Here is a 24216-nt window from a genome sequence, read left to right as displayed (position 1 = left end):
TTTTCACCCAAAATGTACGCCGAAGATATGTCTTTAAAAATCGCCTTGTACGGCATCACCCGCGAGATTGTGGGCACGTCCGTGATTGAGCTGCCCGCGCCGGCCCCCGCCACCGTCGGGGCACTGCTGGAAGAGCTGCGCAAGCAATACCCCGCCTTGGGTGAGCTCCGCAGCTGCGCCGTGGCCGTGAACAACGAGTACGCCGACAACGACCACCCGCTGCACACGGTCGACGAAATTGCGTTGATTCCACCCGTAGCCGGCGGCTGATGTAGCGCGGACTTTGCGAGTCCGCGCGTGAACGATACACAAACAATTTCCTAGCCCCGGACTCGCGGACTCGCAAAGTCCGCGCTACTGCATGACTCCTCACCTCGCCATCACCGACCAGCCCATTGACGTAGCCGCCGCGCTGGCCGCCGTGCAAACCGATACCGCCGGGGCCGTCAACTGCTTTATCGGCACGGTGCGCAACCAGTCGGGTGGCCGCCCGGTGCGCCGCCTGCACTACGAGTCCTACGACAGCATGGCCCTCACCCAACTTGGCCACGTAGTTTCCCAGGCTTACGAAAAGTGGCCCATGCTGCAGGAAGTGGCCGTGGTGCATCGCAAAGGCACGTTGGAGCTTGGCGATGTGGCCGTGGTGGTGGCCGTGGCCACGCCGCACCGCGCCGAAAGCTTCGCCGCCTGCCAGTTCATCATCGACACGCTGAAGCAGGTGGTCACCATCTGGAAGCGCGAGGAATACGAGGACGGCACCGAATGGGTGGCCGCGCATCCGTAAGGTATTTTATCACACGGCAAAAAGCCCGGCTTCCCCATCAGAAGCCGGGCTTTTTTGCAGGACGACGAGACGCAGAATATGGCGTTTCTACTTGCTCGGAATCAGATAGCCCAGCGAGAGCTGGAACGCGGAGTGGCGGGCATTTTTCAGGTCGCCGTTGAAGTAGGTGCTGTTGTCGCTTTTTACGAAGTCACTGAAGGCGCCGGTGTAGCGCAGGTTCAGGCTCAGGCCGTTGGTGGCTTCGTAGCCCACGCCGGCCAGGTAGCCCAGCTCGTTGCGGTTCAGGCCGCTGATGTCGGTTTTGTTCTGCGAATCAGCCACCGAAGGCTGCCCGCCGAGGGCAGGCGTAGTTGTTACCTTGGTTTGGTTGTTGGCGCTCAGCAAGTAGGAATACTGCGGGCCGGCCTCAAATACCAGCCCCGAGGCGCGCACTTTCAGCAGCACCGGCACGTCGAGGTAGTTGTAGTTGACGCTGCCTTCCCGCTTCTGCGTGCCAAATACTGACGAGTATTCGGTGGGCTTATTTTCGAAGCCTTTCTGCGAATACAGCACCTCCGGCTGCAACGACAGGAAGCCGTCGCCGATGAGCGGCACGTTGAGCATGACACCGCCCAGAAAGCCCACTTTGTTGTTGTAAGTATCCTGGTTCTGAATGTTGCCGGACAGGTTGGAGTAGTTGGCCCCGGCCCGCAGGCCGAAGCGAATGCTCTGGGCCTGGGCCGAAGAAATAGCGGCCGTGGCCAAGAGCGCGGCTCCTAAAATTGCAGTCTTTTTCATGATGCGATAAGGTTAGGTGATAATCTGTTCGACTGGTTCGTGATTCAAAAACGTGCCAGTTTGGGCCCTAAACGATGTGCCGGACTGAAAACGTCTGTGGCCAAGGCACAAAAAAACCGCCGGGGTCGGCGGTTTTTGATTTCTACTGCGGGCTGATTGCCGCTAATTGGTGAGTTCCTGCTCCGCCGCTTTCCGCTCCTCGGGCGTGTTCACGTTGCGCAATTCCCCGGGTGCGGGCGGGGCCAGCAGCTCGATGTCGGAGTTAATCAGGGCCTTGCGGGGGCAGGAGTAGCCCAGGCTCAGAAACCGCAGCAGCTGCCCGTAGCTGCGCGGCTCCCAGATGGTAACCAGCGGCTCCGGAAACTCGTCCCACGGGCTGCGGAAGGACGTGGCCATGCGGGCCGGCTGCCGGTTCGTCACCAGATGTTCCAGCGTGGCGCGGGTGAGGAAGGGCAAGTCGCAGGCCAGCACCAGCCACGCCGCGTTGGGGTCGGCCTGCAAGGCGGAAAGCACGCCCCCCAGCGGGCCGAGGTTCAGGAACGTATCGGGCAGCGCGGTGAGGCCGGCGGGCAGGTCGGCGGCCTGGTCGGGGCGCACGGACACACGCACGTCGGGGCAGAATTCGCCGAGCAGCGCGGCCGTGTGCTGGCGCTGGTCGAGGGAGTGATAATGCAAAGCGCCCTTGTCGGTTTGCATCCGCTCGCTGCGCCCACCGGCCAGCACGAGGCCACGCAGCACCGGCACCGCCAGCTGGTACCACTGCCGAATGAATTTGGCGATGCCCGCCGTGTCACTCAGCCGCAGCACGGGCGGCAATGGGGCGGCACCAAGGGGCCCGGCCAGCCCGGCGGGCAGGTCGGTCTGGCCCTCGGCCAGCAGAATCAGCCGCACGTCGGTGAGGCGGTCGAGTTTCTTATCCAGCGGCTTGCGCGGGTCGACAATAACTACTTGCTGGCGGGCCCGGAAGTGGTTGCCGTTCACCAGCACCACGCTTTCGTGGGCCAGCAGCTCGGGCTGCGAGAACTTGTCCAGGGCCCGCGTCAGGTTGAGCTGGCGGTAGGTTATTTTATCCACCAGCTCCGCCGAAAGGCCGTTTTCGGCCACGTAGGGCACGGGCCTGACCGGCGATGCGGCCGCATCTTCGGCCGCACTGGCCGCATCGCCGGCGGCATGGTCGGCATCCACGTAGGCCACGCGCAGCGCCGGGGCCAGGTAGGGCAGCAGCCGCGCCACCAGGGCCTGGATATCGCCGCAGGGCGCGCCCAGAATGGCCAGTTCGTGCCGGCCAAATTCGCCCGTATCGGGCCGGGCCAGGGCGGTGTGTTTCGTTCGTTTTGCGGTTGAGCTTGGTAGGCTATCCATAAGGGAATTTACGAATTTTCGGAACGATGAAAGTCGCGCTTGCCGCCGGTTTTGGCAATGAGCTGCACGCCTTCGATGGTGATGTCGTGCGAAAATGCCTTGCACATATCGTAAATCGTGAGGGCGGCCACGGTGGCGCCGGTCAGGGCCTCCATCTCCACGCCGGTGCGCCCCGTGACCACGGCGGTGCACTCCACGCGCAGGGCGTCGGGGCCGTCGGGCTCAATGGTCACTTTGCAATCATCCAGCCCCAGCGGATGGCACAGCGGAATCAATTCCGAGGTACGCTTGGCCCCCATAATGCCCGCCAGAATGGCCGTATGAATGACCGGGCCCTTGTGCGAGGGCATTTCGCCGGCCTGCACGCGGCCCCGTAATTCCTCGCCCAGCACCACGCGGCAGTGGGCCACGGCTACGCGGCGGGTGGGCGTTTTGGCCCCTACGTCCACCATGGTGGGCTGGTTGGCGGCGTTGACGTGGGTGAAATTCTTCATTTAACAGGTATCATTTAACATTTAACAGTCCGCCGGGGCTTCAAGGTAGTGGGGCCGGACATTTACTCCCTGCCGATGACCTTCGTTCAACAAAATTGCGCAAGCAGCGTTTGGCAAGAAGCTTTCGCACGGGTAGCAAGTGGTGCGGACACTTGCCTGCGGCTCCCGCCAGCGGCATTTCACCTGTTAAATGTTAATTGATACATGTTAATTGAAGTAGCCGAAGCCTTTGCCCGCGTGCTGGCCGCCGCCCGCCCCCTGCCGCCCGAAACCGTGCCCCTGCCCCGCGCCGCCGGCCGCATCTTGGCCGAAACCCTCACGGCCGACCGCGACTTCCCGCCCTTCAACCGGGTGGCCATGGACGGCATTGCGGTGGTGCACGCCGCGTGGGCCGGCGGCCAGACGGAATTCGCCATCGAGCGCACCCAGTACGCCGGCGCGCCCGCCCAGCCGCTCCAAAATCCCCAAAATGCCATCGAGGTGATGACTGGCGCGGTGCTGCCGCCCGGCACCGATGTCGTCATTCGCTACGAGGATATTCTGCTGACGGATAACCGCGCCGCCATCCAGATTACGCCGCCCGAGGTGCCCGGCGTCAACATCCATCGCCAGGCCGCCGACCGCCGCGCCGGCGATGCCTTGCTCCGGCCCGGCACCCGCCTGGGCCCCGCCGAGCTGGCCGTGGCCGCCACCGTGGGTGCCGCCGAATTGCGCGTGACCCGCGCCGCCCGCGTGGCCGTGGTGAGCACCGGCGATGAGCTGGTGGGCATCAACGAAACGCCCCTGCCACACCAGATTCGGCGTTCCAACGCCTATGCATTACAAGCGCTGTTCGCCCAGGCCGGGGCCGATGTGTCGCTGTTTCACCTCACCGATGAGCTGGTGGCATTGCGTGAGGGCCTCACCAATATCCTCGGCGCGGGCTTCGATGCCGTGGTGCTGAGCGGGGCCGTGAGCAAGGGCCGCGCCGACCACCTGCCCGGCCTGCTGCGCGAGCTGCACGTCGTCGAAATCTTCCACGAAGTGAACCAGCGCCCCGGCAAGCCCCTGTGGTTTGGGGCACGGGCCGCTGGGCCGGTGGTGTTCGGCCTGCCCGGCAACCCGGTGTCCACGTTCATCACGGCCTGCCGCTACGTGCGGCCCTGGCTGCGCGCCGTGCAACAGCCCGCCGATGCGGCCGAAACACCCGCCGCTGTTGAAGCGCCCGCCCCCGCCATGCTCACCGTCGACATCCATTTCAAGCCGCTGCTGGCCCATTTCGTGCCCGTGCGCCTGACCGTTGACGCCGAAGGCCGCCGCCTGGCCACGCCGCTGCGGGTGGGCGGCTCCGGCGATTTGGCCGGGCTGGTGGGGGCCACCGCGTTTCTGGAGTTTCCGCCCGAACTGGCCGTGTTTCCAGCGGGCAGCGTGTGGCCGGCCTGGGCGCTATAGCCAGCCGCCTTGGGTGGGCAGTAGGTAACCCGAGTTGCGGAGTAGCCGCAGCGCGGCGGCAGGTTTGCAGCGACCCCACGCTTTGGGACGGAAAAGCCGCGTAGCGGTGCCAGAAACTACCCTGGAACCGCGCAGCTGCTTCTGTCGCCGCTACGCGGCTTTTGGACAACCAGTCGGCATTTTTCTCCAAACCTGTCGCCGCGCTGCGGCTACTCCGCAAACTTGGGTTAATTAATAAATCGTTTAAAAATGCTCTGCAGCACGTCTTTAATGCCCGGAAAATAGAAAAGCGCATCGCGCAAGCGGGCGCGGTACGCGGCGGCTGCCGAAGGGTATCCGGTGCGCACCAGTTTCGCAAAAATGTGCAAGTCGCAGCCAGTATTCATTTCTATTCGCGGCAGCCTGCGCAAGTCGTGGGCGGTGTTGGCCAAGCCACTGTGCACCGAAAAACCTGCCTGATAGCCTGCATTAACCAGTGCCTGTAAGACGTGCCGGTTGTAATTGCCATAAGGGAAGGCATAGAACTGGACGCTGCTATCCAACTGCTCCGCAATAAGTTGCTTGCTTTCCGTTAGCTCCGAGCGCAGTTCCGCGGCGGGAAGAGCGGCATGAAGCCGGTGGGTGCGGCTGTGGGCCTGAATGTCCCAGCCCGCAGCCTGCAACTCCCGCACTTCGGCCCAGGTCAGCGGCCGGTCGTCGGGAGGAACCGCGTTGGCAAATGCCCCGATGAATTTTGGCAATCCGACAAAGCCGGTGGCCAGAAAAAGCGTGGCGGTGAAGCCGTATTTTTTCAGGGCAGGAGCAGCCCGCGCTACCAAAGAACGATATCCGTCGTCGAAGGTAATGGCGATGTTCTTCTGATTTAATTGACTGGTAGTCAATTGCCGGTGCATATCCGTTACGGTAATGGCCTCGTAGCCTTGGGCATGGAGCCAGGCCATCTGTTGCTCGAACAGCTGGGCCGCGATGTGCACTGGACTGGTGCCGGGCGCGGGCTGGGCCAGCAGGGCGTGGTACATCAGCACGGGGATTCCGGGGCCGTCCATCAGGTTTTCCGGCTTTCGGGCCGGGTGGCGTCCCAGGCCTCCACGCCCCGGCCCAGCATGATGGCGATGGTGGACTTTACCACGGCGCCCATGAGCTTGAAACAGGAAAACAGCAGCAGGTAATAGCGCGGCTGCGCCCTAATCAGCCGCAGGCCCAGGGCGCCGTACAGCCCGAAAGCCCCGATAATGCCCACCCAAACCCACCCGCTGACCAGCGCAAACTGGTCGAACCCAAAGGCCAGCAACCCCAATACGACTGCCGCCAGCAGCAAAATGGACCGGGGCGGCTGCAGCAGGTCACCGGCCAAATCCAGCTGGGCCGGGCTGCCGGCCTTCACTCCCCGGAGCAACATGCTGATGCCATGAGTTTTGAGCGACCGATAATAGCCCGCTAGCCAGCGGTTGCGCTGCTTTCGAAACGCTTTGGCGTCGGTCACTACTTCGTAGCTCAGCCGGGCCGTGGGGCAATAGCCCACGCGCACGTTTTTGGCGGTCAGGTACACCTTCCACTCCTTGTCCTCGGCCAGGGAGGCCAGGGGCAGCGCCGCCAGCTCGGCAAAAACAGTGGCGCGCATAGAGCAGCCTAGTCCGAACAAGAATGCGTTCTGCCCCAGCCACTTGCGCGTGCCCAGCTGCACCCACTGCCGGAGCGCCTCGGCGGCGGCATCGAGCACGGTCACGTCCGAATCAAAGGTGTTGCCCACGCTGCGGTACGACTGCACGACCGGCGGCGCCCCCGGCTGTGAGTACATTTTATCCAACTCAAGCAGGTAATCCGCGTCCAGCACGCAATCCGCATCAATAATGCAGACCACGGCCGCCGGAAAAGGGGCCTGAACCGGCAGCTGCTCGATGGCGAACCGCAACGCCTGCGCCTTATCGGAAGGCCGCTGCGTGTGGCGCTCCAGGCAAAAAACGCCGGCTGTTTTCGCCATCAGCACCGTTTTGTCCGTGCAATTATCGGCAATGACCACCGTCCGGAACCGGTGTGCCGGGTACTTCAACTGCTGCACGCTGGCCAGCAACTTCGGCAGCAGCCGCTCTTCGTTGTGGGCCGGAATCAACAACACAAAAGCGGTGCTTCCCGGCGTGTATCCGGCTTGTTCCCGGCTGATGAACAGGCGTTTGATTTTGTTGTGAAACAACAAAAAGATGCCCGCCGAGGAAATGAGATAGAGGCAAGACCCCAAGAAATAGGCCTGGACTACATACCAAAAAATAAGCAGCGTGGTGATTAATGCCTGATACACAGTCCCGAAGTGGTTGGTAGGAGCAACAGCGGAGGCCGTACGTTGCTCCGAGCCGTGAAATAGTACAACTGCAAGATACAATTTTATATTAAATAGACAATAACCGGAATTAATTGTATTGTCTCGCGGCCAATGCGGGGCAGTGCAACGCGTCAATTTTCCGGGACAAAGGATTGAATATAGTTTAAATAATATATTATTGCCAGGAACAGACTATTGCTCTGAATTGCTGGATTTGTAGCTCCGGGAATCGAAGCCCTGGAGGCCACGAAATTTAAAGGCAGACATTTGTCCGGCGCTAATCGAATACACAATTGCGGCGGCGTTGTATCTTCGTGGCACGCTGCTATCCAGAAAGACCGAGGGACCGGGCCCGATGACGTCTTGGCAACCTACCCTGAGTAGGTGCCAACTCCCGTTTCACCGTCGTTTTGGGTGAAAGAAGATGTCAGCCGGAACCGTGCCCCGGCACGGGTTTCTTTCTGGATACGCGCCGCATTGCCCGCTACCTCAATCCGAAAGAAATGCCCACCGCCACCCTCACCACCCTCCCGGAACGCGACCTGCAAAGCGCGTGCTTCAGCCTTCCCGAACTCCTTCGCCAGCGCCTGCTGATTCTCGACGGCGCGATGGGCACCATGATTCAGCGCCACCCGCTGACGGAGGAGGATTTCCGCGGCACCCGCTTTGCCGACCACCCCAAGCCCCTGCGCGGCAACAACGACCTGCTCTCGCTTACCCGGCCGGACATCATCAAAGGCATTCACGCCGAATACTTTGCCGCCGGGGCCGACATGGTGGAAACCAACACCTTCTCGGGCACCACCATTGCCCAGGCCGACTACGGCCTCGAGCACGTCGTGTACGAGCTAAACTACGAGTCGGCCCGCCTGGCCCGCGAGGCGGCCGACGAATACTCCACGCCCGAGCAGCCGCGCTTCGTGGCCGGCGCCGTGGGCCCCACCAACCGCACCGCCTCGCTCTCGCCCGACGTCAACCGCCCCGGCTTCCGCGCCGTGACGTTTGATGAGCTGGCCACGGCCTACCTGGAGCAGGTCCGCGGCCTCGTGGACGGCGGCGTGGACACGCTGCTCATCGAAACCATCTTCGACACGCTGAACGCCAAAGCGGCGCTCTACGCCGTGCAGCGCTTCTTCGACGAAGGCGGCCGGGTGGTGCCCATCATGATTTCGGGTACCATCACCGATGCCTCGGGCCGCACGCTGTCGGGGCAGACGGTGGAGGCTTTCTGGAACTCGATTCGGCACCTGCCGCTGCTGAGCGTGGGCCTGAACTGCGCCCTCGGGGCCGACCAGCTCCGCCAGTACGTGGAGGAACTGAGCCGCATTTCCGACGTGCACATTTCGGCTTACCCCAACGCCGGCTTGCCCAACGCCTTTGGCGGCTACGATGAGTCGGCGCAGGAATTCGCTGCCCTGGTCGAAGAATATTTGAAGGACGGCATCGTGACGGTGGTGGGCGGCTGTTGCGGCACCACGCCCCAGCACATCGCGGAGCTGAGCCGGCTGGCCAAGCAGTACAAGCCGCGCCAGCTGCCCACGGAGCTGGTGGCTTCCACTCGCCTCAGCGGACTGGAGCCGTTCGGCATCAACAAGGAAAGCTTGTTTGTGAACGTAGGCGAGCGCTGCAACGTGACCGGCTCGCGCGCTTTTGCCCGCCTCATCCGCACCGGGGCTTATGAGGAAGCCCTGGCCGTGGCCCGCCTGCAAGTGGAGGGCGGCGCGCAGGTGCTCGACATCAACATGGACGAGGGCATGCTCGATTCGGAGCAGGTGATGACGACTTTCCTGCACCTCATCGCCTCGGAGCCCGACATTGCGCGGGTGCCGGTGATGATTGACTCCTCGAAATGGAGCGTGCTCGAAGCCGGCCTGAAGTGCGTGCAGGGCAAGAGCATCGTCAACTCGATTTCCCTGAAAGAAGGGGAGGACGTGTTCCGGGCGCACGCCCACACGGTGCGCCAGTACGGCGCGGCCGTGGTGGTGATGGCCTTCGACGAAAACGGCCAGGCCGACACCTTGGAACGGCGCATCGAAATCTGCCAGCGCAGCTACGACATTCTGACGAAGGAAGTCGGCATGGACCCCACCGACATCATCTTCGACCCCAATATCCTCATCGTGGGCACGGGCATGGAGGAGCACCGCAACTACGCCATCGACTTCATCGAGGCCGTGCGCTGGATTAAGGCCAACCTGCCCGGCGCCCTCACCAGCGGCGGCGTGTCGAATATTTCGTTCTCGTTCCGGGGCAATGAGGCGGTGCGCGAGGCCATGCACACGGCCTTTCTGTACCACGCCATCGGTGCGGGCCTGGACATGGGCATCGTGAACCCCAGCCAGCTCGGCGTGTACGACGAAGTGCCCAAAGACCTGCTGGAGCTGGTGGAAGACGTGCTGCTCAACCGCCGCGCCGACGCCACCGAGCGCCTGCTGGAATTTGCCGATACGGTGCAGCAAAAAGGCAAGGTGGAAGTGGTGGCCGATGCCTGGCGCAGCCTGCCGGTGCAGGAGCGGCTGTCGCACGCCCTGGTGAAGGGCATCACCGAATTCATCGACGAAGACACCGAGGCCGCCCGCCAGGAGCTGGCCCGCCCGCTCGACGTGATTGAGGGCCCGCTGATGGCCGGCATGAACGTGGTGGGCGACCTGTTCGGGGCCGGCAAAATGTTCCTGCCGCAGGTGGTGAAATCGGCCCGCGTGATGAAGAAAGCCGTGGCTTACCTGGAGCCCTACCTGCTGGCCGACAAGCGCGGCGCCGACCGCCAGACCGCCGGCAAAATCCTGATGGCCACCGTGAAAGGCGACGTGCACGACATCGGCAAGAACATCGTGGGCGTGGTGCTGGCCTGCAACAATTTCGACATCATCGACCTCGGCGTGATGGTGCCGCTGGAGCGCATTCTGGACGAAGCTCAGAAGCAGCAGGTGGACGTTATCGGCCTTTCCGGCCTCATCACGCCCTCGCTCGATGAGATGGTGTACGTAGCCCAGGCCATGCAGAAGCGCGGCATGAAAGTGCCGCTGCTCATTGGCGGAGCAACCACATCGCGGCTGCACACGGCGGTGAAAATCGCGCCGGCCTACAGCGGCGCCGTGGTGCACGTCAACGACGCCTCGCGCTCGGTGGGCGTGGCGGCGGGCCTGCTGGGCTCGGGCGAAGCGGCGTATGCCCAGACCGTGGCCGACGACTACGCCGCCCTGCGCGCCGACTACGCCAGCCGCCAGCGCGACAAAAACTACCTCCCCATTGAGGCTGCCCGCGCCAACGGCTTCCACGCCGATTGGGCAACGACGCCCATTACCAAACCGACTTTCCTCGGCACCAAAGTGCTGGCGAATTACGACCTCGCCGAGCTGGCCCAGTACATCGACTGGACGCCGTTCTTCCACACCTGGGAGCTGAAAGGCCGCTACCCACGCATCCTGACGGATGAAACGCTGGGCGAAGCGGCCACCAAGCTGTTCGAGGACGCGCAGGCCATGCTGAAGAAAATCATCGACGAAAAGCTGCTCGAAGCCCGCGCCGTGCTGGGCTTCTGGCCCGCAAATACCGTCGATTGCGACACCATTGAGCTTTACGCCGACGACAGCCGCGAGGCAGTGGCCGCCGAGTTTTTCACGCTGCGGCAGCAGGGCGAAAAAGGGCCCAACATCCCCAACATCGCCTTCTCCGACTTCCTGGCCCCGAAAGAATCGGGCCGCCAGGACTACATGGGCGGATTTGCGGTGACGGCCGGCATCGGCATCGAAAAGCTGATTGAGCAGTTTGATGCCGACCACGACGACTACTCCAGCATCATGGTGAAGGCCCTGGCCGACCGCCTGGCCGAAGCCTTCGCCGAGCGCCTGCACGAGCGGGTGCGCCGCGAGTTCTGGGGCTACGCGCCCGACGAGCACCTGACCAACGAAGACCTGGTGCAGGAGAAATACCGCGGCGTGCGCCCGGCGCCCGGCTACCCCGGCTGCCCCGACCACACCGAGAAAATCACCCTCTTCCAGCTGCTCGACGCGGAAGGCCAGACCGGCATCATCCTCACCGAAAACCTGGCCATGTACCCGGCCTCGTCGGTGAGCGGCATGTACTACGCGCACCCGGACTCGCGGTATTTTGGCCTCGGTAAAATTGGGGTCGACCAGGTGGCCGACATTGCCCGGCGCAAACACATGCCGCTGCCGGAGCTGGAGCGCTGGCTGATGCCCAACCTGAACTACGAACCCAAATCGTAGGAACGCGCCATGGCGCGTTCGGGCGACAGGTTCATTGAACGGCGCCCCACAAGAATTACTTTGCTGCCAAACGCGCTATGGCGCGTTCCTACATCCCCCCAATGAAAGTTACCGACCACCTCAGTCGCGCCAACGGCAAAACCCTGTTTTCCTTCGAAGTGCTGCCGCCCAAAAAGGGCGAAAACATCCACACGCTGTTCTCCAATATTGAGCCGCTGATGGAGTTTAAGCCGCCGTTTATCGACGTGACGTACCACCGCGAAGAGTACGTGTACCGCCACCACCCCAACGGCTTGCTGGAGAAGAAAACCGTGCGCCGCCGGCCCGGCACCGTGGGCATTTGCGCGGCCATCAAAAACCGCTTCGACGTGGACACCGTGCCCCACCTCATCTGCGGGGGGTTCACGAAGGAGGAAACCGAAAACGCGCTGATTGACCTGCACTTTCTGGGCATCGATTCCATCCTGGCCCTGCGCGGCGACCCCATCAAGTCGGAAGGCATCTTCAAGCCCGAGCCGGACGGCCACGCCTACGCCTGCGACCTCATCGGCCAGGTTTCGAACCTGAACAAGGGCGAATACCTGGACGAGGAGCAGGACGAAGCCTGGGCCACCAACTTCTGCATCGGCACGGCCGGCTACCCCGAAAAGCACTTCGAAGCCCCCAACTACAACGCCGACATCCGCTACCTGAAACACAAAGTGGACCGCGGCGCCGAGTACGTCGTGACCCAGATGTTCTTCGACAACGAAGAGTTTTTTCGTTTCGAAAGGCTGTGCCGCGAGGCGGGCATCACCGTGCCCATCATTCCGGGCCTCAAGCCGCTCACCACCAAGGCCCAGCTCACCATGCTGCCCCGGTCCTTCTACCTCAACCTGCCCGAGCTGCTGGTGGAAGCCGTGGGCCAGTGCCGCGACAACGAAGCCGCCCGCGCCGTGGGCATCGAGTGGTGCCTCAACCAGAGCCGCGAGCTGATGGCCCACGGCGTGCCCTGCCTGCACTACTACTCCATGGGCAAGTCGGAAAGCATCCGGCGCGTGGCCAAGGAGCTATTTTAAGTTGCTCGTTATCAGTTATTAGTTGTTGGTGCGATGACAACTGCCTGCCTGACAACTAACAACTGACACCAAGCACCTAATCCTTGTCAATCATTTTAGCCCCTGAAAAATGCTTGATGACCTGTTTGCCCAACTGCGCACCGCAACCGCACCGGCCGAGATTGAAGCCCTGCAAAACGGCATCTGGCAGCTGTGGCTTGCTACCGGCGACGTAGCCCTCGACAAAGCGCTGGAGGCCGGAATACGCGCCATGCAGATGGATGACTATGGTGTAGCCATTAAATATTTTACGGATATAATTCAATTAAAGCCGGAGCTCGCCGAGGGGTGGAATAAGCGCGCTACGGCCCTTTACCTGCGGGGCGAGTACCGGGCTTCGTTGGCTGATATTGCGGAAACTTTACGCCGGGAACCGCGCCATTTTGGGGCGTTATGGGGCCAGGTCGATATCCTGAGGCAGCTGGGCGAGCACCGCCGTGCCCTTCAGGTATTAGAAAGGATATCAGCAATTTGTCCCGGATTGCCCGGCCTGCGCGAGCAGCAGCGCAGTTTGCGCGAACAGCTGGAGGACCGCGACCCGCTGGAATAGAAAAGCTGAATTTTAGCGAACAATTTATTACCTTTCGTATCCCCAAACGTTTGGGGGTGCGAAACTTGTAAATATTCTATTCTACCAAACCCACCTGCGTATGAGAAACACTATCTACTTTATTGGGCAATTTTGGCTGCTGCTCGCATTATCCCTGGCCGCCAATGCCCAGAAAATGCATACCACCAAATGGGAAAGCGGCCTGCTGGACCATCGCACCAAAGTGGGCCCGTGGGAGTATTACGGCATCACGCGCTCGAAAGAGCAAATTGTGGTGCAGCGCTACGACCACACCACCAAGGAGCTGCTCTACTACCGGCCCGTGGGCGAAATGACCTACAGCATCGAAGCAATGCCCGGGCAGTGGACGCGCCGCATAGTGGACCGCCCGCCGCTGTTTATTGGCGGCGAAGCCGCGCTGGCCGCCTACACCACACAGCTGCAATACCCGCAGCAGGCGCAGGACCGCAACGTGCAGGGCCAGGTCACGGTGGGGTTTGCCATCGACACGCTGGGCCGGGCCAGCGCCCACCGGGTGTTGCGCGGCATCGGGGCCGGCTGCGACCAGGAAGCCCTGCGCATTGCCCATACCATTCCCGACGAGTGGATTCCGGCCAAACTGGGCACCCGCGCCGTCCCCGCGGAGTATGAGCTGACGCTTACCTTTCGGCTGGCCCAGCCGTAAAAGGCGGAAAGGGCTTTTGGTGGAAGGGGCCGCTCCCGGTTTCAACCACCTGATTGCCCAATCCCAACGAATCGGCATTTCTTATGACACTACAATTTGGCCGCCTGGGGGCGGAAGCACGGCTTTGGGGCGGCATCGCGGCCGCGGCCCTGTTGCTCACCGGCTGCGACTCGACGCCCCGCGACCGGCAGGAAGTGGCCCGCAATGCCGGGCACGAGCTGGATACGATGGCCCGCACGGCCGCCCACAAGCTGAGCCGGGTGGGCAAGGCCACCGCCAGCTACGACGCCGCCAACCGCGCCCGCCGCGCCCGCCCGCTTGACCCGCACCAGCAAATTGCCATGGAAGGCAAGCTGATGGGGCCGTATTCGGGCCAAATAAACGCCCTCACGCCCCAGGACCTGCCCGCCGCCTACGCCCAGCTGGTGCGCGAAACCCGCGCCCGCCGCGCCGCCTGGACCGACCGCGACTGGGACTACGCCCGCGCCGTGTACCAGCGCCTGAACGACCAGCTCAAGCAGGTGCGAATGGACATGCCCGCCCGCGACGAATTGCCCATCCGCGCCCGGCAGGCCGAATTTGTGACCTTGCAGGCTGGCCACACGGCCAAGGGCATTGACGCGGCCACCCGGCAGCAGCCAAAATAGAAGTATGAATTAAAAATTATGAGTTATGAATTGGCTATCATGCTTTGCCTTTTGCGACGCCAGATTGTTTCCCTGCCAATTCATGACTTTTAATTCACAATTCCCATCCCCATGTCCAGCCCCGATTCCGTCGTTTTTCTTGAATCGTTCTACGAACCGATGGCGGCCAATCTGGCGCGCACCCGGCTGGAGGCGGCGGGCATCCCGTGCTTTTTGAGCAACGAAAACCTGGTGTCCATCATGCCGCTCTATAGCCCCATCACCGGCGGGGTGCGGCTGCACGTGCGCCAGCGCGATGTGGAGGAGGCGCTGGAAGTGCTGCACTACGAGCCCGTGCCGCTGGCCACCGGCCCCGACGTGGCTTCTTTCGCTGCCGATGCCCCCGACCCCGTCGCCCCGCGCTGCCCCCGGTGCGGCTCGTCGAATGTGGCGTACGGGGCCGCCACGCGCAACACCTACGGGTTTTGGGCGTCGGTGCTGTCGGTGCTGCTGCGGTACCCGGTGCGCGGCCGGCGCTACCATTGCTTCCATTGCGGCAACGAGTTTGAGTAGCACCCCGGCGGCGACAACTGAAAGCGAATACTACATTTTCTGAATTGTCGTTGCTACGTCATGGCATGGTTGACTGACCGCAGACTCCGGGAGCTTTTGCTGGCAATGCTGGCGCTGGGGCTGCCAGCGGCTCCGGCGCGGGCCCAGGCACCGCTGCCAACGGGCGACGGAATAACCGGTGACTACTACGATGGGGTCGAGTTCGACCGGCTGGTGCTGAGCCGTCGCGATGCCACCCTGGCATTCGACTGGACGCACCAGCCGCCCGCGCCGGGAGTACCGGCCGAGTATTTCTCGGTGCGCTGGACCGGCTGGCTGGTGCCACCGGCCAGCGGCCGCTACGTTTTCCACGCCACCGTGGACGACGGCATGCGCATCTGGCTGAACGATAAGCTGATTCTGAACGAGTGGCGACCTCAGCCGGTGCGCACCTTCACCACCAGCATCAAGCTGAACGCCGGCGAGCCGTACCGGCTGCGGGTTGAGTATTTTCAGGAAATTCTGGACACCCGCGCCCGCATTACCTGGGAGCGGCCCGACGAGCCACTGAAATCGCCGCCCTCGTCGTGGCGCAACTTCTGGGGCCGGACTGCCGAAACCCCCAGGCCCGGGCCGATTCCGACACAATTCCTGTTCAGCCGCAACCCCCGGCCGGTGGTGGCCCGGCCGGCCCCGGCCAAGCTGCCGTCGCCTGTTCCGCGCCAAAGTCCGGTGGTGGCCCGGCCGGCCCCGGTGCCAACCCGCCCCAGCCGCCCGGCTGCGCCGCCGCGCCGCCCGGCTCCTGCGCCACTGGCGCCGGTGGCGGCCGCCCGGGTGGAGATTCAGGCGCTGCCCCCGCCCAGCGTGCTACTGGCCGATTCGGGCAGCACCGCCCGGCTATCAGGTCTGGGCGTGGGCGAAACCATTACGCTTCCAGAGCTATACTTCAACCAGGGCCAGGCCGTGCTGCTGCCCGCTGCCCGCCGCGCCCTCGATGGCCTGGCTGCCGCGCTCAGCGCCCGGCCCACGCTGCGCTTCGAAGTGCAGGGCCACACCGACAACGTGGGCAATGCCGAGCTGAACCGCCAGCTCTCGCAGCAGCGCGCCGACGCCGTGTGCCGCTACCTCGCGGCGCACGGCGTGGCTCCGGAGCGGCTGCGCTCGGTGGGCTACGGCGGCACCCAGCCCGTGGCCGACAACGCCGACCCCACCCAGCGCCCCCGCAACCGGCGCGTAGTGCTGCGGCGATTGTAAGACCATCGGGAAAGGTTTCGATGCCAACCTGCCGGGTGTTTTTGCGTTGCAGCAGCTTACCACTGCCCATTCCTGTTTATGGCGTTTGCCACCCACTTAGTTCAGGCGTTGCGCCACAACTGGCGCCACTACCTGGTAGAAGCCGGCGGGCCAATGGCTTTTCTCACGGTGTCGAGCGTGGCGTCGGTGGTGTTTCACCACCCCAGCTCGGTGGTGGCGCGGGCGCTGGGGCCCCACGAGTGGGTGCAGCGCTGCGGGGTGGCTGCGGTGCTGGGCCTGCTGGTGGCGGCCATGGCCTACTCGCCCTGGGGCAAGCGCTCGGGTGCCCACTTCAACCCGGCCGTGACGCTGGGGTTCTGGCAATTAGGCCACATCCGCACGGCCGATGCGCTGTGGTACGTGCTGGCCCAGTTTGCCGGGGCACTGGCAGCGGGCTTTGCGCTGTTCCGGCTGCTGGCTCCGTGGTTTGGCTACGAAGCCATTCACTACAACACCACGCGCCCGCCCGCCGAAACCTACGGCTGGGCTTGGGCGCTGGGGGCCGAAGTGGTGATTTCGGCCGCGCTCATGCTGGTGTTGCTCTGTTCGCTTCATTCGGCGCGTTTCAGCAAGTGGACGGGCGGGTTGGTGGGCACGGCGCTGGCGCTGTTCGTGGTGGTTGAATCGCCCCTTTCGGGCATGAGCCTGAACCCGGCCCGCACCTTGGGCGCGGCGGCGGCGGCCGGCTATGGCCCGCACCTGTGGCTGTACTTTCTGGGGCCGTTGGGGGCCATGTGGGCCACGGCCGAGATGTACCGCCGCCACCGCCGCCGCCGGCCGCCCACCACACGGCCGCCGCTTTATCCTGCCCCAGCGGCCTAGCTGCACAACGCCGCGCTTTAATGCCCTGACCCAGCAACCGCTGCCCGAAACCGGGGTAATTCTTCCGCTGCTCGGTCAATCCGGCATCGGCCGTTTTATGCTTTTTCGCGTAAGCAATAGTCCATTTCCCGCTCACTTGCCATGACTACAAAAAAGCCCGTCCCGGCCAAGCCCGCCGCCAAAAAGCCCGCCGCTCCTGCCAAACCCGCCCCCGCCAAAGCCGAGCGCCGCCCCACCGCCAAAGACATGAAGGCCGCCGCGCAAAAGCTGCCCTACCCGGCCCGGCAGGCCGATATGAAGCTGCAGCCCGACTCAGACCTGGCCAACTACAAGGCCGCCGGCAAGCTCAAAGACAAAATTGCCCTCATCACCGGGGCCGATTCGGGCATTGGGCGGGCCGTGGCCATTGCCTTCGCCAAGGAGGGCGCCCACGTCGCCATCGTGTTCAACGAAAACCTGGAAGACGCCCAAAAAACCCAGCAGCTGGTCGAGAAAGAGCAGCGCAAATGCCTGCTGCTCCAGCTCGACGTGCGCGACCCGGAGCACTGCAAGCAGGCCGTGCGCCGCACCCTGGCCGAACTGGGCGGGCTGAATATTCTGGTGAACAACGCCGCTTTCCAGATGAGCCAGGAGAAGTTCGAAGACATTCCGGAAGAGCAAATCCGGCGCACGTTCGACACCAACATTCTGGGCTACATCTGGATGGCGCAGGCCGCGATTCCGCACCTCCGGAAGGATGATTGCATCATCAATACCGGCAGCATCGTGGGCATCACGGGCATCCCGATTCTGGTGGACTATGCCAGTTCGAAGGCCGGCATTCATGCCCTTACCAAGTCGCTGGCGCTGTATTTGGGCGAAAAGGGCATTCGCGTAAACTGCGTGGTGCCCGGCCCGGTCTGGACGCCGAACATCCCCGGCACCATGCCGCGGGAGGAAATCACCAAATTTGGCCACGAAGTTGCCCTCAAGCGCCCCGGCCAGCCCGAAGAGCTGGCGCCGGCCTACGTGCTGCTCGCCAGCCAGGACGGCTCGTTCATGACCGGCAGCCTGGTGCACGTCACGGGTGGTAAGCTCAGCAGTGACGAATAGGGTTGCGCTTACCGGGGAATGGGGAATTGTCAGCTGCTAATTTCTCCTTCCCCGCTTCTTGAAGCGAGCTATAGTTGTTTAGCAAAGTTTCTGAATTGCAAACAATCAATCTGTTTATAGGCTGGTTACCTTTCCGTTCGCAGTAGTCGGCACGGCCCTGGCAGTTCCCCGGCCCTGTGTTTTTCATTTTTTCTTTCACATCAATTCCCACTTCCTACATGGCCGATAATTCCTCATCCGTGCTCGACCGTAGCCGCACCGTGGCGGGCCCCGGCTACAACCGCTGGCTGGTGCCGCCGGCTGCGCTGGCCATTCACCTGGCCATTGGGCAGGCCTACGCGTTCAGCGTGTTCAACAAGCCGCTGGGGGCGCTCATCAGCGGCGACACGGCCAAGCCCGCGCCCGACGACTGGACGCCGCTGCAAATCGGCATCACGTTTTCCATTGCCATTGTGCTGCTGGGGCTCTCAGCGGCCATTTTTGGGAAGTGGCTGGAGCGCGTGGGGCCGCGCAAGGCCATGCTGGCCTCGTCGCTGTGTTTCGGCGGCGGCTTCCTGATTGGCTCGCTTGGCGTGCACCTGCACAGTCTGGCGCTGCTGTATTTCGGCTACGGTTTTGTGGGCGGCATTGGGCTGGGCATCGGCTACATTTCGCCGGTGAGCACCCTGATTAAGTGGTTTCCCGACCGCAAGGGCGTGGCCACGGGCATGGCCATCATGGGCTTCGGCGGCGGGGCCATGATTGGCTCGCCGCTGGCCAACAACCTGATGACGCACTTCAAGGCTTCGGCGCCGCTGGGTGTGGCGCCCACGTTCATCGTGATGGGCATCATTTACCTGATTTTCATGCAGTTTGGCGTCTGGACCATCCGCGTGCCCGCCGATGACTGGAAGCCGGCGGGCTACGTGCCCAGCACCGAGCACAACGACCTCATCACCACAGCCAACGTGTCGGCCGACAACGCCATCAAAACGCCGCAATTCTGGATGCTGTGGGTGGTGCTGCTCTGCAACGTAACGGCCGGCATCGGTGTGCTCGAAACGGCCTCGCCGCTCATTCAGGAGACTTTCTCGGATGCGGCCATGGGCGCGGGCAAGGGCGTGACGGCGGCCGCGGCGGCCGGCTTCGTGGGCCTGCTCAGCCTGTTTAATTTGCTGGGCCGCTTCTTCTGGTCGTCGGCTTCGGATAAGCTGGGCCGGAAGGTAGCTTACGGCATTTATTTTGGTCTGGGCATCCTGCTCTACGCCCTCATTCCTACGCTGGGCCACAACCTGCAGCTGACCCTGTTCGTGGCAGTGGCCTGCGTGATTATCAGCATGTACGGCGGCGGTTTTGCCACGGCCCCGGCTTACCTGTCCGACCTGTTTGGCAAGTACCAGGTAGGCGCCATTCACGGCCGTTTGCTCACGGCCTGGAGCACGGCCGGCGTGCTTGGCCCGCTCATCGTGCACTACCTCTCCGACAGCCGCAAGGCCGAAGGCTTCTCGGGCGCGGCGGCGTACCAAACGGTGTTTTACACCATGGCGGGCCTGCTGGTAGTGGGCTTCATGGCCAACCTGCTGGTGAAGGCCGTGAACGAGCAGTACTACGAAAAAGGCCCCGTCACAATAGCCGCTGGTGCTCACTAGCCCTCAGTCTTTCAAATTTCTAATTCGACTTTGATATGAATCCGCAACTAAATTCTTCTGCTCCTGCTGCCGATGGCGGCTCGGGCGGCTCGGTGGTGCTGGCGTGGCTGGTGGTGGGCCTGCCCCTGGCCTGGGGCGTGTCGCAAACCTTCCTCAAAGCGCTGGCCCTGTTCAAGTAGCGCCCATCAATTGGTTTCTGTTGGCCCAAAAGAGCCCATTGCAGTTGCAGTAGGCTCTTTTTGTGTCAGCTTCCGGCCGCGCCATTCCTTACCTTGTTCCCATGAAAAAGCTACTTCTGCTGGCCTTGGTGGCGCTGCTGGGCGCGGTGCCGGCCCCCGGCCCGGTGCAGAAAGTCCGGCAGTTCCGGCAAGCGCAGGAGCCCCAGCTGCTGGCCGAGTTCGAGCAGCTGGTGGCCATTCCAAACGTGGCCGCCGACACGGACAACCTGCGCCGCACCGCCCTGTTTGTGCAGGATATGATGCGGCGGCGCGGCATCGGCACGCAGCTGCTGGCGGCGGCCACGCCGGGCGTGCCGCCGGTGGTGTTTGGCGAAGTGCGCACGCCGGGCGCCACCCGCACCGTCATTTTCTACGCTCACTACGACGGCCAGCCCGTGAACCCGGCGCAGTGGCGCGCGGAGCTCAGCCCGTTCCGGCCGGTGCTGGCCACGGGGCCGCTCGACCGGGGCGGGCAGCTGGCCACCGCGTCGGCGGCCGGCCCGCCCCTGAACCCCGACTGGCGCCTCTACGCCCGTAGCGCGTCGGACGACAAGGCCGGGGTGATGGCCATTCTCAGCGGCTACCAGGCCCTGGTGGCGTGCAAGCTCAAGCCCAGGGTCAACATCAAGTTCTTCTTTGAAGGCGAAGAGGAGCGGGGCTCGCCGCACCTGGCCGAAATCCTGGCGCGGCACAAGGCCCGCCTGGCGTCCGATTTGTGGGTGATTTGCGACGGGCCGGTGCACCAGTCGGGCCGCAAGCAGGTGGTGTTTGGGGCGCGGGGCGACGTGAATATGTCCCTGACCGTGTACGGCCCGCGCCGGCCGCTGCACAGCGGGCACTACGGCAACTGGGCCCCCAATCCCGCCCTGGCGCTGGCCCGCCTCCTGGCCTCCATGGAAGACAGCACCGGCCGGGTGCGCGTACCCGGTTTCTACGACGACGTGACGCCGCTGAGCCCGGCCGAAAAAACCGCCCTCGCCCAGGTGCCCAACCTCGACGAAACCATCCGGCAGGAGCTGGGTTTTGCGCGGCCCTACGGCCGCGGGCAGTCCCTGGTGGAGCTGCTGAATCAGCCCTCGCTCAACATCAACGGCATGCAGAGTGCCAACGTGGGCGCGCAGGCGGCCAACGTCATTCCCACCACGGCGGCGGCCGTGCTCGACCTGCGCCTCGTGCCCGGCAACGACGCCCGGCGCCAGGTGCAGAAAGTCATTCGCCACATCGAACAGCAGGGCTACCACGTCGTCACGGCCGAGCCCACCGATGCCGAGCGCGCCCGGTACCCGCTGCTGGCCCGCGTGCAATCCGAACCCGGCTACAATGCCCAGCGCACGCGCCTCGACTTGCCCATGGCCCGGCAAGTGGTGGCGGCCGTGCAAACCACCGTGGCCGACCCCGTGGTGGTGCTGCCCACCATGGGCGGCAGCCTGCCGCTGTACGTGTTCGAGCAGGAGCTGCAGGCGCACACCATCACGGTGCCGGTGGCCAATTACGACAACAACCAGCACGCCGAAAACGAAAACATCCGCCTCGGCAACCTCTGGGCCGGCATCGAAACCATGGCCGCGATTATGCTGCTGAAGTAGCCGCTGGAAGAGTAGTTCGTTGAGTGCCCGTCAGGCTGAGCATGCTCAGCCTGACGGGCTTTCGGTGGCCTGTCGCCACGCGCCATCCTTTAAATTCTTTGCAAAAGCCTTTAGTCTTCGGGAAGCTTTTGCTCGTAAGGAGTTGTTAGCTGAGTCGTCCTCGGCGGTATTGCCCCAGCTTCAGTCAAAGTCCTTTTCTATGCCAGTCCCCGTTTACCCGAGCGGCACCGTACGCGTCCTTTTGGGCACTGAGCACGTGTCCGAGGCCACCCGCGCCGCCGTGCAAAGCCGCCTCGATGCGCCCGCAGCCTACGTGCCGCAGTTCCTGGCCCCCGACACCTACGCCTTGCTCGAAGCCGTGGCGGCCCGCCTCTTTCCCCAGCCCGACCGGCCGACGCAGCCCATTCCGCTGGCCCCGGCCGTGGACCAGCGCCTCACCGAAGGCCGCGCCGATGGCTGGCGCTACGACGCCCTGCCGCCCGACCGCGAAGCCTACCGCCTGGGCCTCGGTGGCATTCAGGAAATTGCGCAGGCGCTGTTTCAGGCTGATTTTATGGCCTTGAATCCCGGCCAGCAGGACGCCGTGCTGCAAGCCCTGGCCGACGGCCATCCCCCCGGCCCCGCCTGGGAAACGCTGGCCGCTGGCCGCTTTTTCGAGGAATTGCTGGCCGAACTTACCGAAACCTACTACGCCCACCCGCTGGCCCAGGAAGAAATCGGCTACGTGGGGATGGCCGACCTGCCAAGCTGGACGAAAATCGGCCTGAACGAAAAAGACGACCGGGAAGTCTCCTGATGTGCTGATTTTTTGAGGTGACCATGTGCCGATAGATTCAAGAGCAGCACTTCTCATCTCATCCCCCGCCAAATGGGCGGTCAAAATCAGCACATTATCACCTCAAAAAATCAGCACATCATCTAATGCCCGACGAAGAAGTCCTCGAAGAAGGCGTCCTCAGCCCCGTTCAGCCCGAAATACAGGACCCGCTGCTGCGCGCCCTGCTCGCCGATGAGCCCGCTCCGGCACCGCTTGATATTCCGGCCGAGCAGCCCCAGGCCATTCCGGCCGAGGCTGATGAGGTCGATTGCGTCGTTATCGGCCTGGGGGCAGGCGGCGCCCCTCTGCTGGCCCGCCTGGCCATGGCCGGCCTGAAAGTGGTGGCCCTGGAAGCCGGGCCCTGGCACAACCCGGAGCAGGATTTTGCCACCGACGAAAAAGCCCAGGATTTCCTGTTCTGGAACGACGAGCGGCTGGCCGCGGGCAGTGACCCGCTGGCCATGGGCAAGAACAACTCCGGCACCGGCGTGGGCGGCTCCACGCTGCACTACACCGCCTACACGCCCCGCCCGCTGCCCGATGACCTGCACGTAAAGCGCGACTTTGGGCAGGGCGAGGACTGGCCGGTGAGCTACGAGGAGCTGGAGCCGTATTACGAAGAAGTAGAACAGTTCCTGGGCATTTCGGGGCCCACGCCGTACCCGTGGGGGCCGGCGCGGCGCAAGGGCTACGCCCTGCCTCCGCTGCCGCTCAACAGCGCCGCCCAGCTCATGGTGCGCGGCGCGGAGAAGCTCGGCATCCGGACTTCGCCGGCGGCCAATGCGGCGCTTTCGGCGCGCTATTATCAGGAAGGAATTGGTTGGCGCGAGGCGTGCACCAACCGTGGTTTTTGCCAGGCCGGCTGCTCCAATGGGGCCAAGGCCAGCATGGACGTCACGTTCATTCCGCTGGCGGTGCAGCACGGGGCCAACATTCGGCCCAACAGCTTCGTGACCGAGATTGAGCGCGACGCGCGGGGTTACGTGACGGGCGTGGTGTACATCCAGAACGGCGAGCAGAAGCGCCAGTGCTGCCGCCACCTGTTCCTCTGCGGCGGCTCGGTGGAAACGCCGCGCCTGCTGCTGCTCAACGAGCTGGCCCTGACCAGCGGCCAGGTGGGCCGCAACCTGATGGCGCACCCCGGCGTGCAGGTCTGGGGCACATTTGAAGACATGGTGCGGCCCAATAAAGGCATTCCCGGCGGCCTGATTTCGCAGGATACCCACCGGCCGAAGGATGCCGATTTCATCGGGGGCTACCTGCTGCAAAGCATCGGCGTGATGCCCGTGACGTTTGCCGGGCAGGTGGCGCGGGGCCGCAAGCTCTGGGGTCAGCCCCTGCGCGACTATATGCGCCAGTACAACCACATTGCCGGCATCAATATTTTGGGCGACTGCCTGCCCCACGCCGACAACTTTATGGAATTGGCGGAGGAAAAAGACGCCCGTGGCCTGCCCAAACCCCGCCTGCACTTCACGGCCCAGGAAAACGAGCAGCGCATGAACGCGCACGCCGAAAAGACGATGCGCGCCATTTGGGAAGCCGCCGGGGCCACCGACATCTGGGCGTTTCAACGCTACGCCCACGTCATCGGCACGGCGCGCATGGGCAAAAGCGGCGACGACGCGGTGGTGGATGCCAACGGCCGCGCCTTCGACGTGCCCAACCTCTACATCTCGGATAACTCGACTTTCCCGAGCGCGCTCAGCGTGAACCCGGCCCTGACCATCATGGCCCTGAGCCTGCGCACGGCCGATAAGTTTCTGGAGAGCCTGAAGTAGAGGGATACATAAAAGAACGTCATGCCGAGCGCAGCCGAGACATCTCGCTCGCATCGTTGAACCGAAGGTTAGCCC

Annotated in this window: 22 protein-coding genes and 1 riboswitch; of the genes, 17 read left to right on the top strand and 5 right to left on the bottom strand. The window is 63.5% G+C overall.

What is annotated here, in order from left to right; genetic code table 11:
* The first annotated feature begins 27 nt into the window (after nt 1-27).
* Together J4G38_RS07290 and J4G38_RS07285 are read left to right on the top strand one after the other, a co-directional pair.
* The gene (locus J4G38_RS07290; protein WP_210513831.1) at nt 28-270 is read left to right on the top strand and encodes a MoaD/ThiS family protein; all 243 of its coding nucleotides are present in this window, start codon (nt 28-30) and stop codon (nt 268-270) included.
* 91 nt (nt 271-361) lie between these two features.
* On the top strand, nt 362-784 hold the full coding sequence (locus tag J4G38_RS07285) for a molybdenum cofactor biosynthesis protein MoaE (RefSeq protein ID WP_210513832.1): 423 nt from the start codon (nt 362-364) through the stop codon (nt 782-784).
* Between the two features lie 87 nt (nt 785-871).
* Here the strand turns inward: J4G38_RS07285 and J4G38_RS07280 are convergent, their stop codons facing one another.
* From J4G38_RS07280 to moaC, 3 genes are all read right to left on the bottom strand, one after another.
* A complete protein-coding gene (locus J4G38_RS07280; protein ID WP_210513833.1) occupies nt 872-1561 on the bottom strand; it encodes a porin family protein in 690 nt (229 codons plus the stop codon).
* A gap of 162 nt (nt 1562-1723) precedes the next feature.
* Nucleotides 1724-2923: an NTP transferase domain-containing protein gene (locus J4G38_RS07275; RefSeq protein WP_210513834.1), complete on the bottom strand. Its 1200-nt coding sequence runs from the start codon at nt 2921-2923 to the stop codon at nt 1724-1726.
* A gap of 8 nt (nt 2924-2931) precedes the next feature.
* Entirely contained in the window at nt 2932-3417 is a 486-nt protein-coding gene (gene moaC, locus J4G38_RS07270; RefSeq protein WP_210513835.1) for a cyclic pyranopterin monophosphate synthase MoaC, read from the bottom strand.
* Between the two features lie 204 nt (nt 3418-3621).
* Here moaC and J4G38_RS07265 point away from each other — a divergent pair, with 204 nt between their 5' ends.
* Entirely contained in the window at nt 3622-4848 is a 1227-nt protein-coding gene (locus tag J4G38_RS07265; protein ID WP_210513836.1) for a molybdopterin molybdotransferase MoeA, read from the top strand.
* A gap of 227 nt (nt 4849-5075) precedes the next feature.
* Here J4G38_RS07265 and J4G38_RS07260 read toward each other — a convergent pair whose 3' ends face one another.
* A complete protein-coding gene (locus J4G38_RS07260; protein ID WP_210513837.1) occupies nt 5076-5867 on the bottom strand; it encodes a polysaccharide deacetylase family protein in 792 nt (263 codons plus the stop codon).
* A 26-nt stretch (nt 5868-5893) separates the two neighbouring features.
* Nucleotides 5894-7144: a glycosyltransferase family 2 protein gene (locus J4G38_RS07255; protein ID WP_210513838.1), complete on the bottom strand. Its 1251-nt coding sequence runs from the start codon at nt 7142-7144 to the stop codon at nt 5894-5896.
* 343 nt (nt 7145-7487) lie between these two features.
* Nucleotides 7488-7596: riboswitch (SAM riboswitch) on the top strand.
* Between the two features lie 177 nt (nt 7597-7773).
* Here J4G38_RS07255 and metH point away from each other — a divergent pair.
* The 14 genes from metH to J4G38_RS07185 all read left to right on the top strand — a co-directional run bounded on the left by metH (nt 7774) and on the right by J4G38_RS07185 (nt 24141).
* Entirely contained in the window at nt 7774-11394 is a 3621-nt protein-coding gene (gene metH, locus J4G38_RS07250; RefSeq protein WP_394371019.1) for a methionine synthase, read from the top strand.
* Nucleotides 11395-11495: 101 nt separating this feature from the next.
* The gene (gene metF / locus J4G38_RS07245; protein WP_210513840.1) at nt 11496-12452 is read left to right on the top strand and encodes a methylenetetrahydrofolate reductase [NAD(P)H]; all 957 of its coding nucleotides are present in this window, start codon (nt 11496-11498) and stop codon (nt 12450-12452) included.
* Between the two features lie 109 nt (nt 12453-12561).
* Entirely contained in the window at nt 12562-13041 is a 480-nt protein-coding gene (locus J4G38_RS07240; RefSeq protein ID WP_210513841.1) for a tetratricopeptide repeat protein, read from the top strand.
* A gap of 100 nt (nt 13042-13141) precedes the next feature.
* Entirely contained in the window at nt 13142-13726 is a 585-nt protein-coding gene (locus J4G38_RS07235) for an energy transducer TonB (RefSeq protein ID WP_210513842.1), read from the top strand.
* 83 nt (nt 13727-13809) lie between these two features.
* Complete coding sequence (locus tag J4G38_RS07230; protein WP_210513843.1) at nt 13810-14373, top strand: hypothetical protein; 564 nt, start codon at nt 13810-13812, stop codon at nt 14371-14373.
* A 111-nt stretch (nt 14374-14484) separates the two neighbouring features.
* Nucleotides 14485-14925: a putative signal transducing protein gene (locus J4G38_RS07225; protein WP_210513844.1), complete on the top strand. Its 441-nt coding sequence runs from the start codon at nt 14485-14487 to the stop codon at nt 14923-14925.
* Between the two features lie 60 nt (nt 14926-14985).
* Entirely contained in the window at nt 14986-16158 is a 1173-nt protein-coding gene (locus tag J4G38_RS07220) for a PA14 domain-containing protein (protein ID WP_210513845.1), read from the top strand.
* A 78-nt stretch (nt 16159-16236) separates the two neighbouring features.
* A complete protein-coding gene (locus tag J4G38_RS07215; protein ID WP_210513846.1) occupies nt 16237-17019 on the top strand; it encodes an aquaporin in 783 nt (260 codons plus the stop codon).
* A gap of 246 nt (nt 17020-17265) precedes the next feature.
* A complete protein-coding gene (locus J4G38_RS07210; protein ID WP_226163289.1) occupies nt 17266-18111 on the top strand; it encodes an SDR family oxidoreductase in 846 nt (281 codons plus the stop codon).
* A 218-nt stretch (nt 18112-18329) separates the two neighbouring features.
* Complete coding sequence (locus tag J4G38_RS07205) at nt 18330-19739, top strand: L-lactate MFS transporter (RefSeq protein WP_210513848.1); 1410 nt, start codon at nt 18330-18332, stop codon at nt 19737-19739.
* A 35-nt stretch (nt 19740-19774) separates the two neighbouring features.
* A complete protein-coding gene (locus tag J4G38_RS07200) occupies nt 19775-19918 on the top strand; it encodes an MFS transporter small subunit (RefSeq protein WP_210513849.1) in 144 nt (47 codons plus the stop codon).
* A 101-nt stretch (nt 19919-20019) separates the two neighbouring features.
* Complete coding sequence (locus J4G38_RS07195; RefSeq protein ID WP_210513850.1) at nt 20020-21543, top strand: M20/M25/M40 family metallo-hydrolase; 1524 nt, start codon at nt 20020-20022, stop codon at nt 21541-21543.
* Between the two features lie 199 nt (nt 21544-21742).
* Complete coding sequence (locus J4G38_RS07190) at nt 21743-22339, top strand: gluconate 2-dehydrogenase subunit 3 family protein (protein ID WP_210513851.1); 597 nt, start codon at nt 21743-21745, stop codon at nt 22337-22339.
* A 125-nt stretch (nt 22340-22464) separates the two neighbouring features.
* Complete coding sequence (locus J4G38_RS07185; protein ID WP_210513852.1) at nt 22465-24141, top strand: GMC family oxidoreductase; 1677 nt, start codon at nt 22465-22467, stop codon at nt 24139-24141.
* Nucleotides 24142-24216 lie beyond the last annotated feature (75 nt).

Origin of the sequence: Hymenobacter terricola, assembly GCF_017921975.2 — a bacterium.
Classification (GTDB): domain Bacteria; phylum Bacteroidota; class Bacteroidia; order Cytophagales; family Hymenobacteraceae; genus Hymenobacter; species Hymenobacter terricola.
The sequence above is the reverse complement of the archived record's forward strand: the minus strand, read 5'-3'. Positions and strand labels throughout refer to the sequence as shown.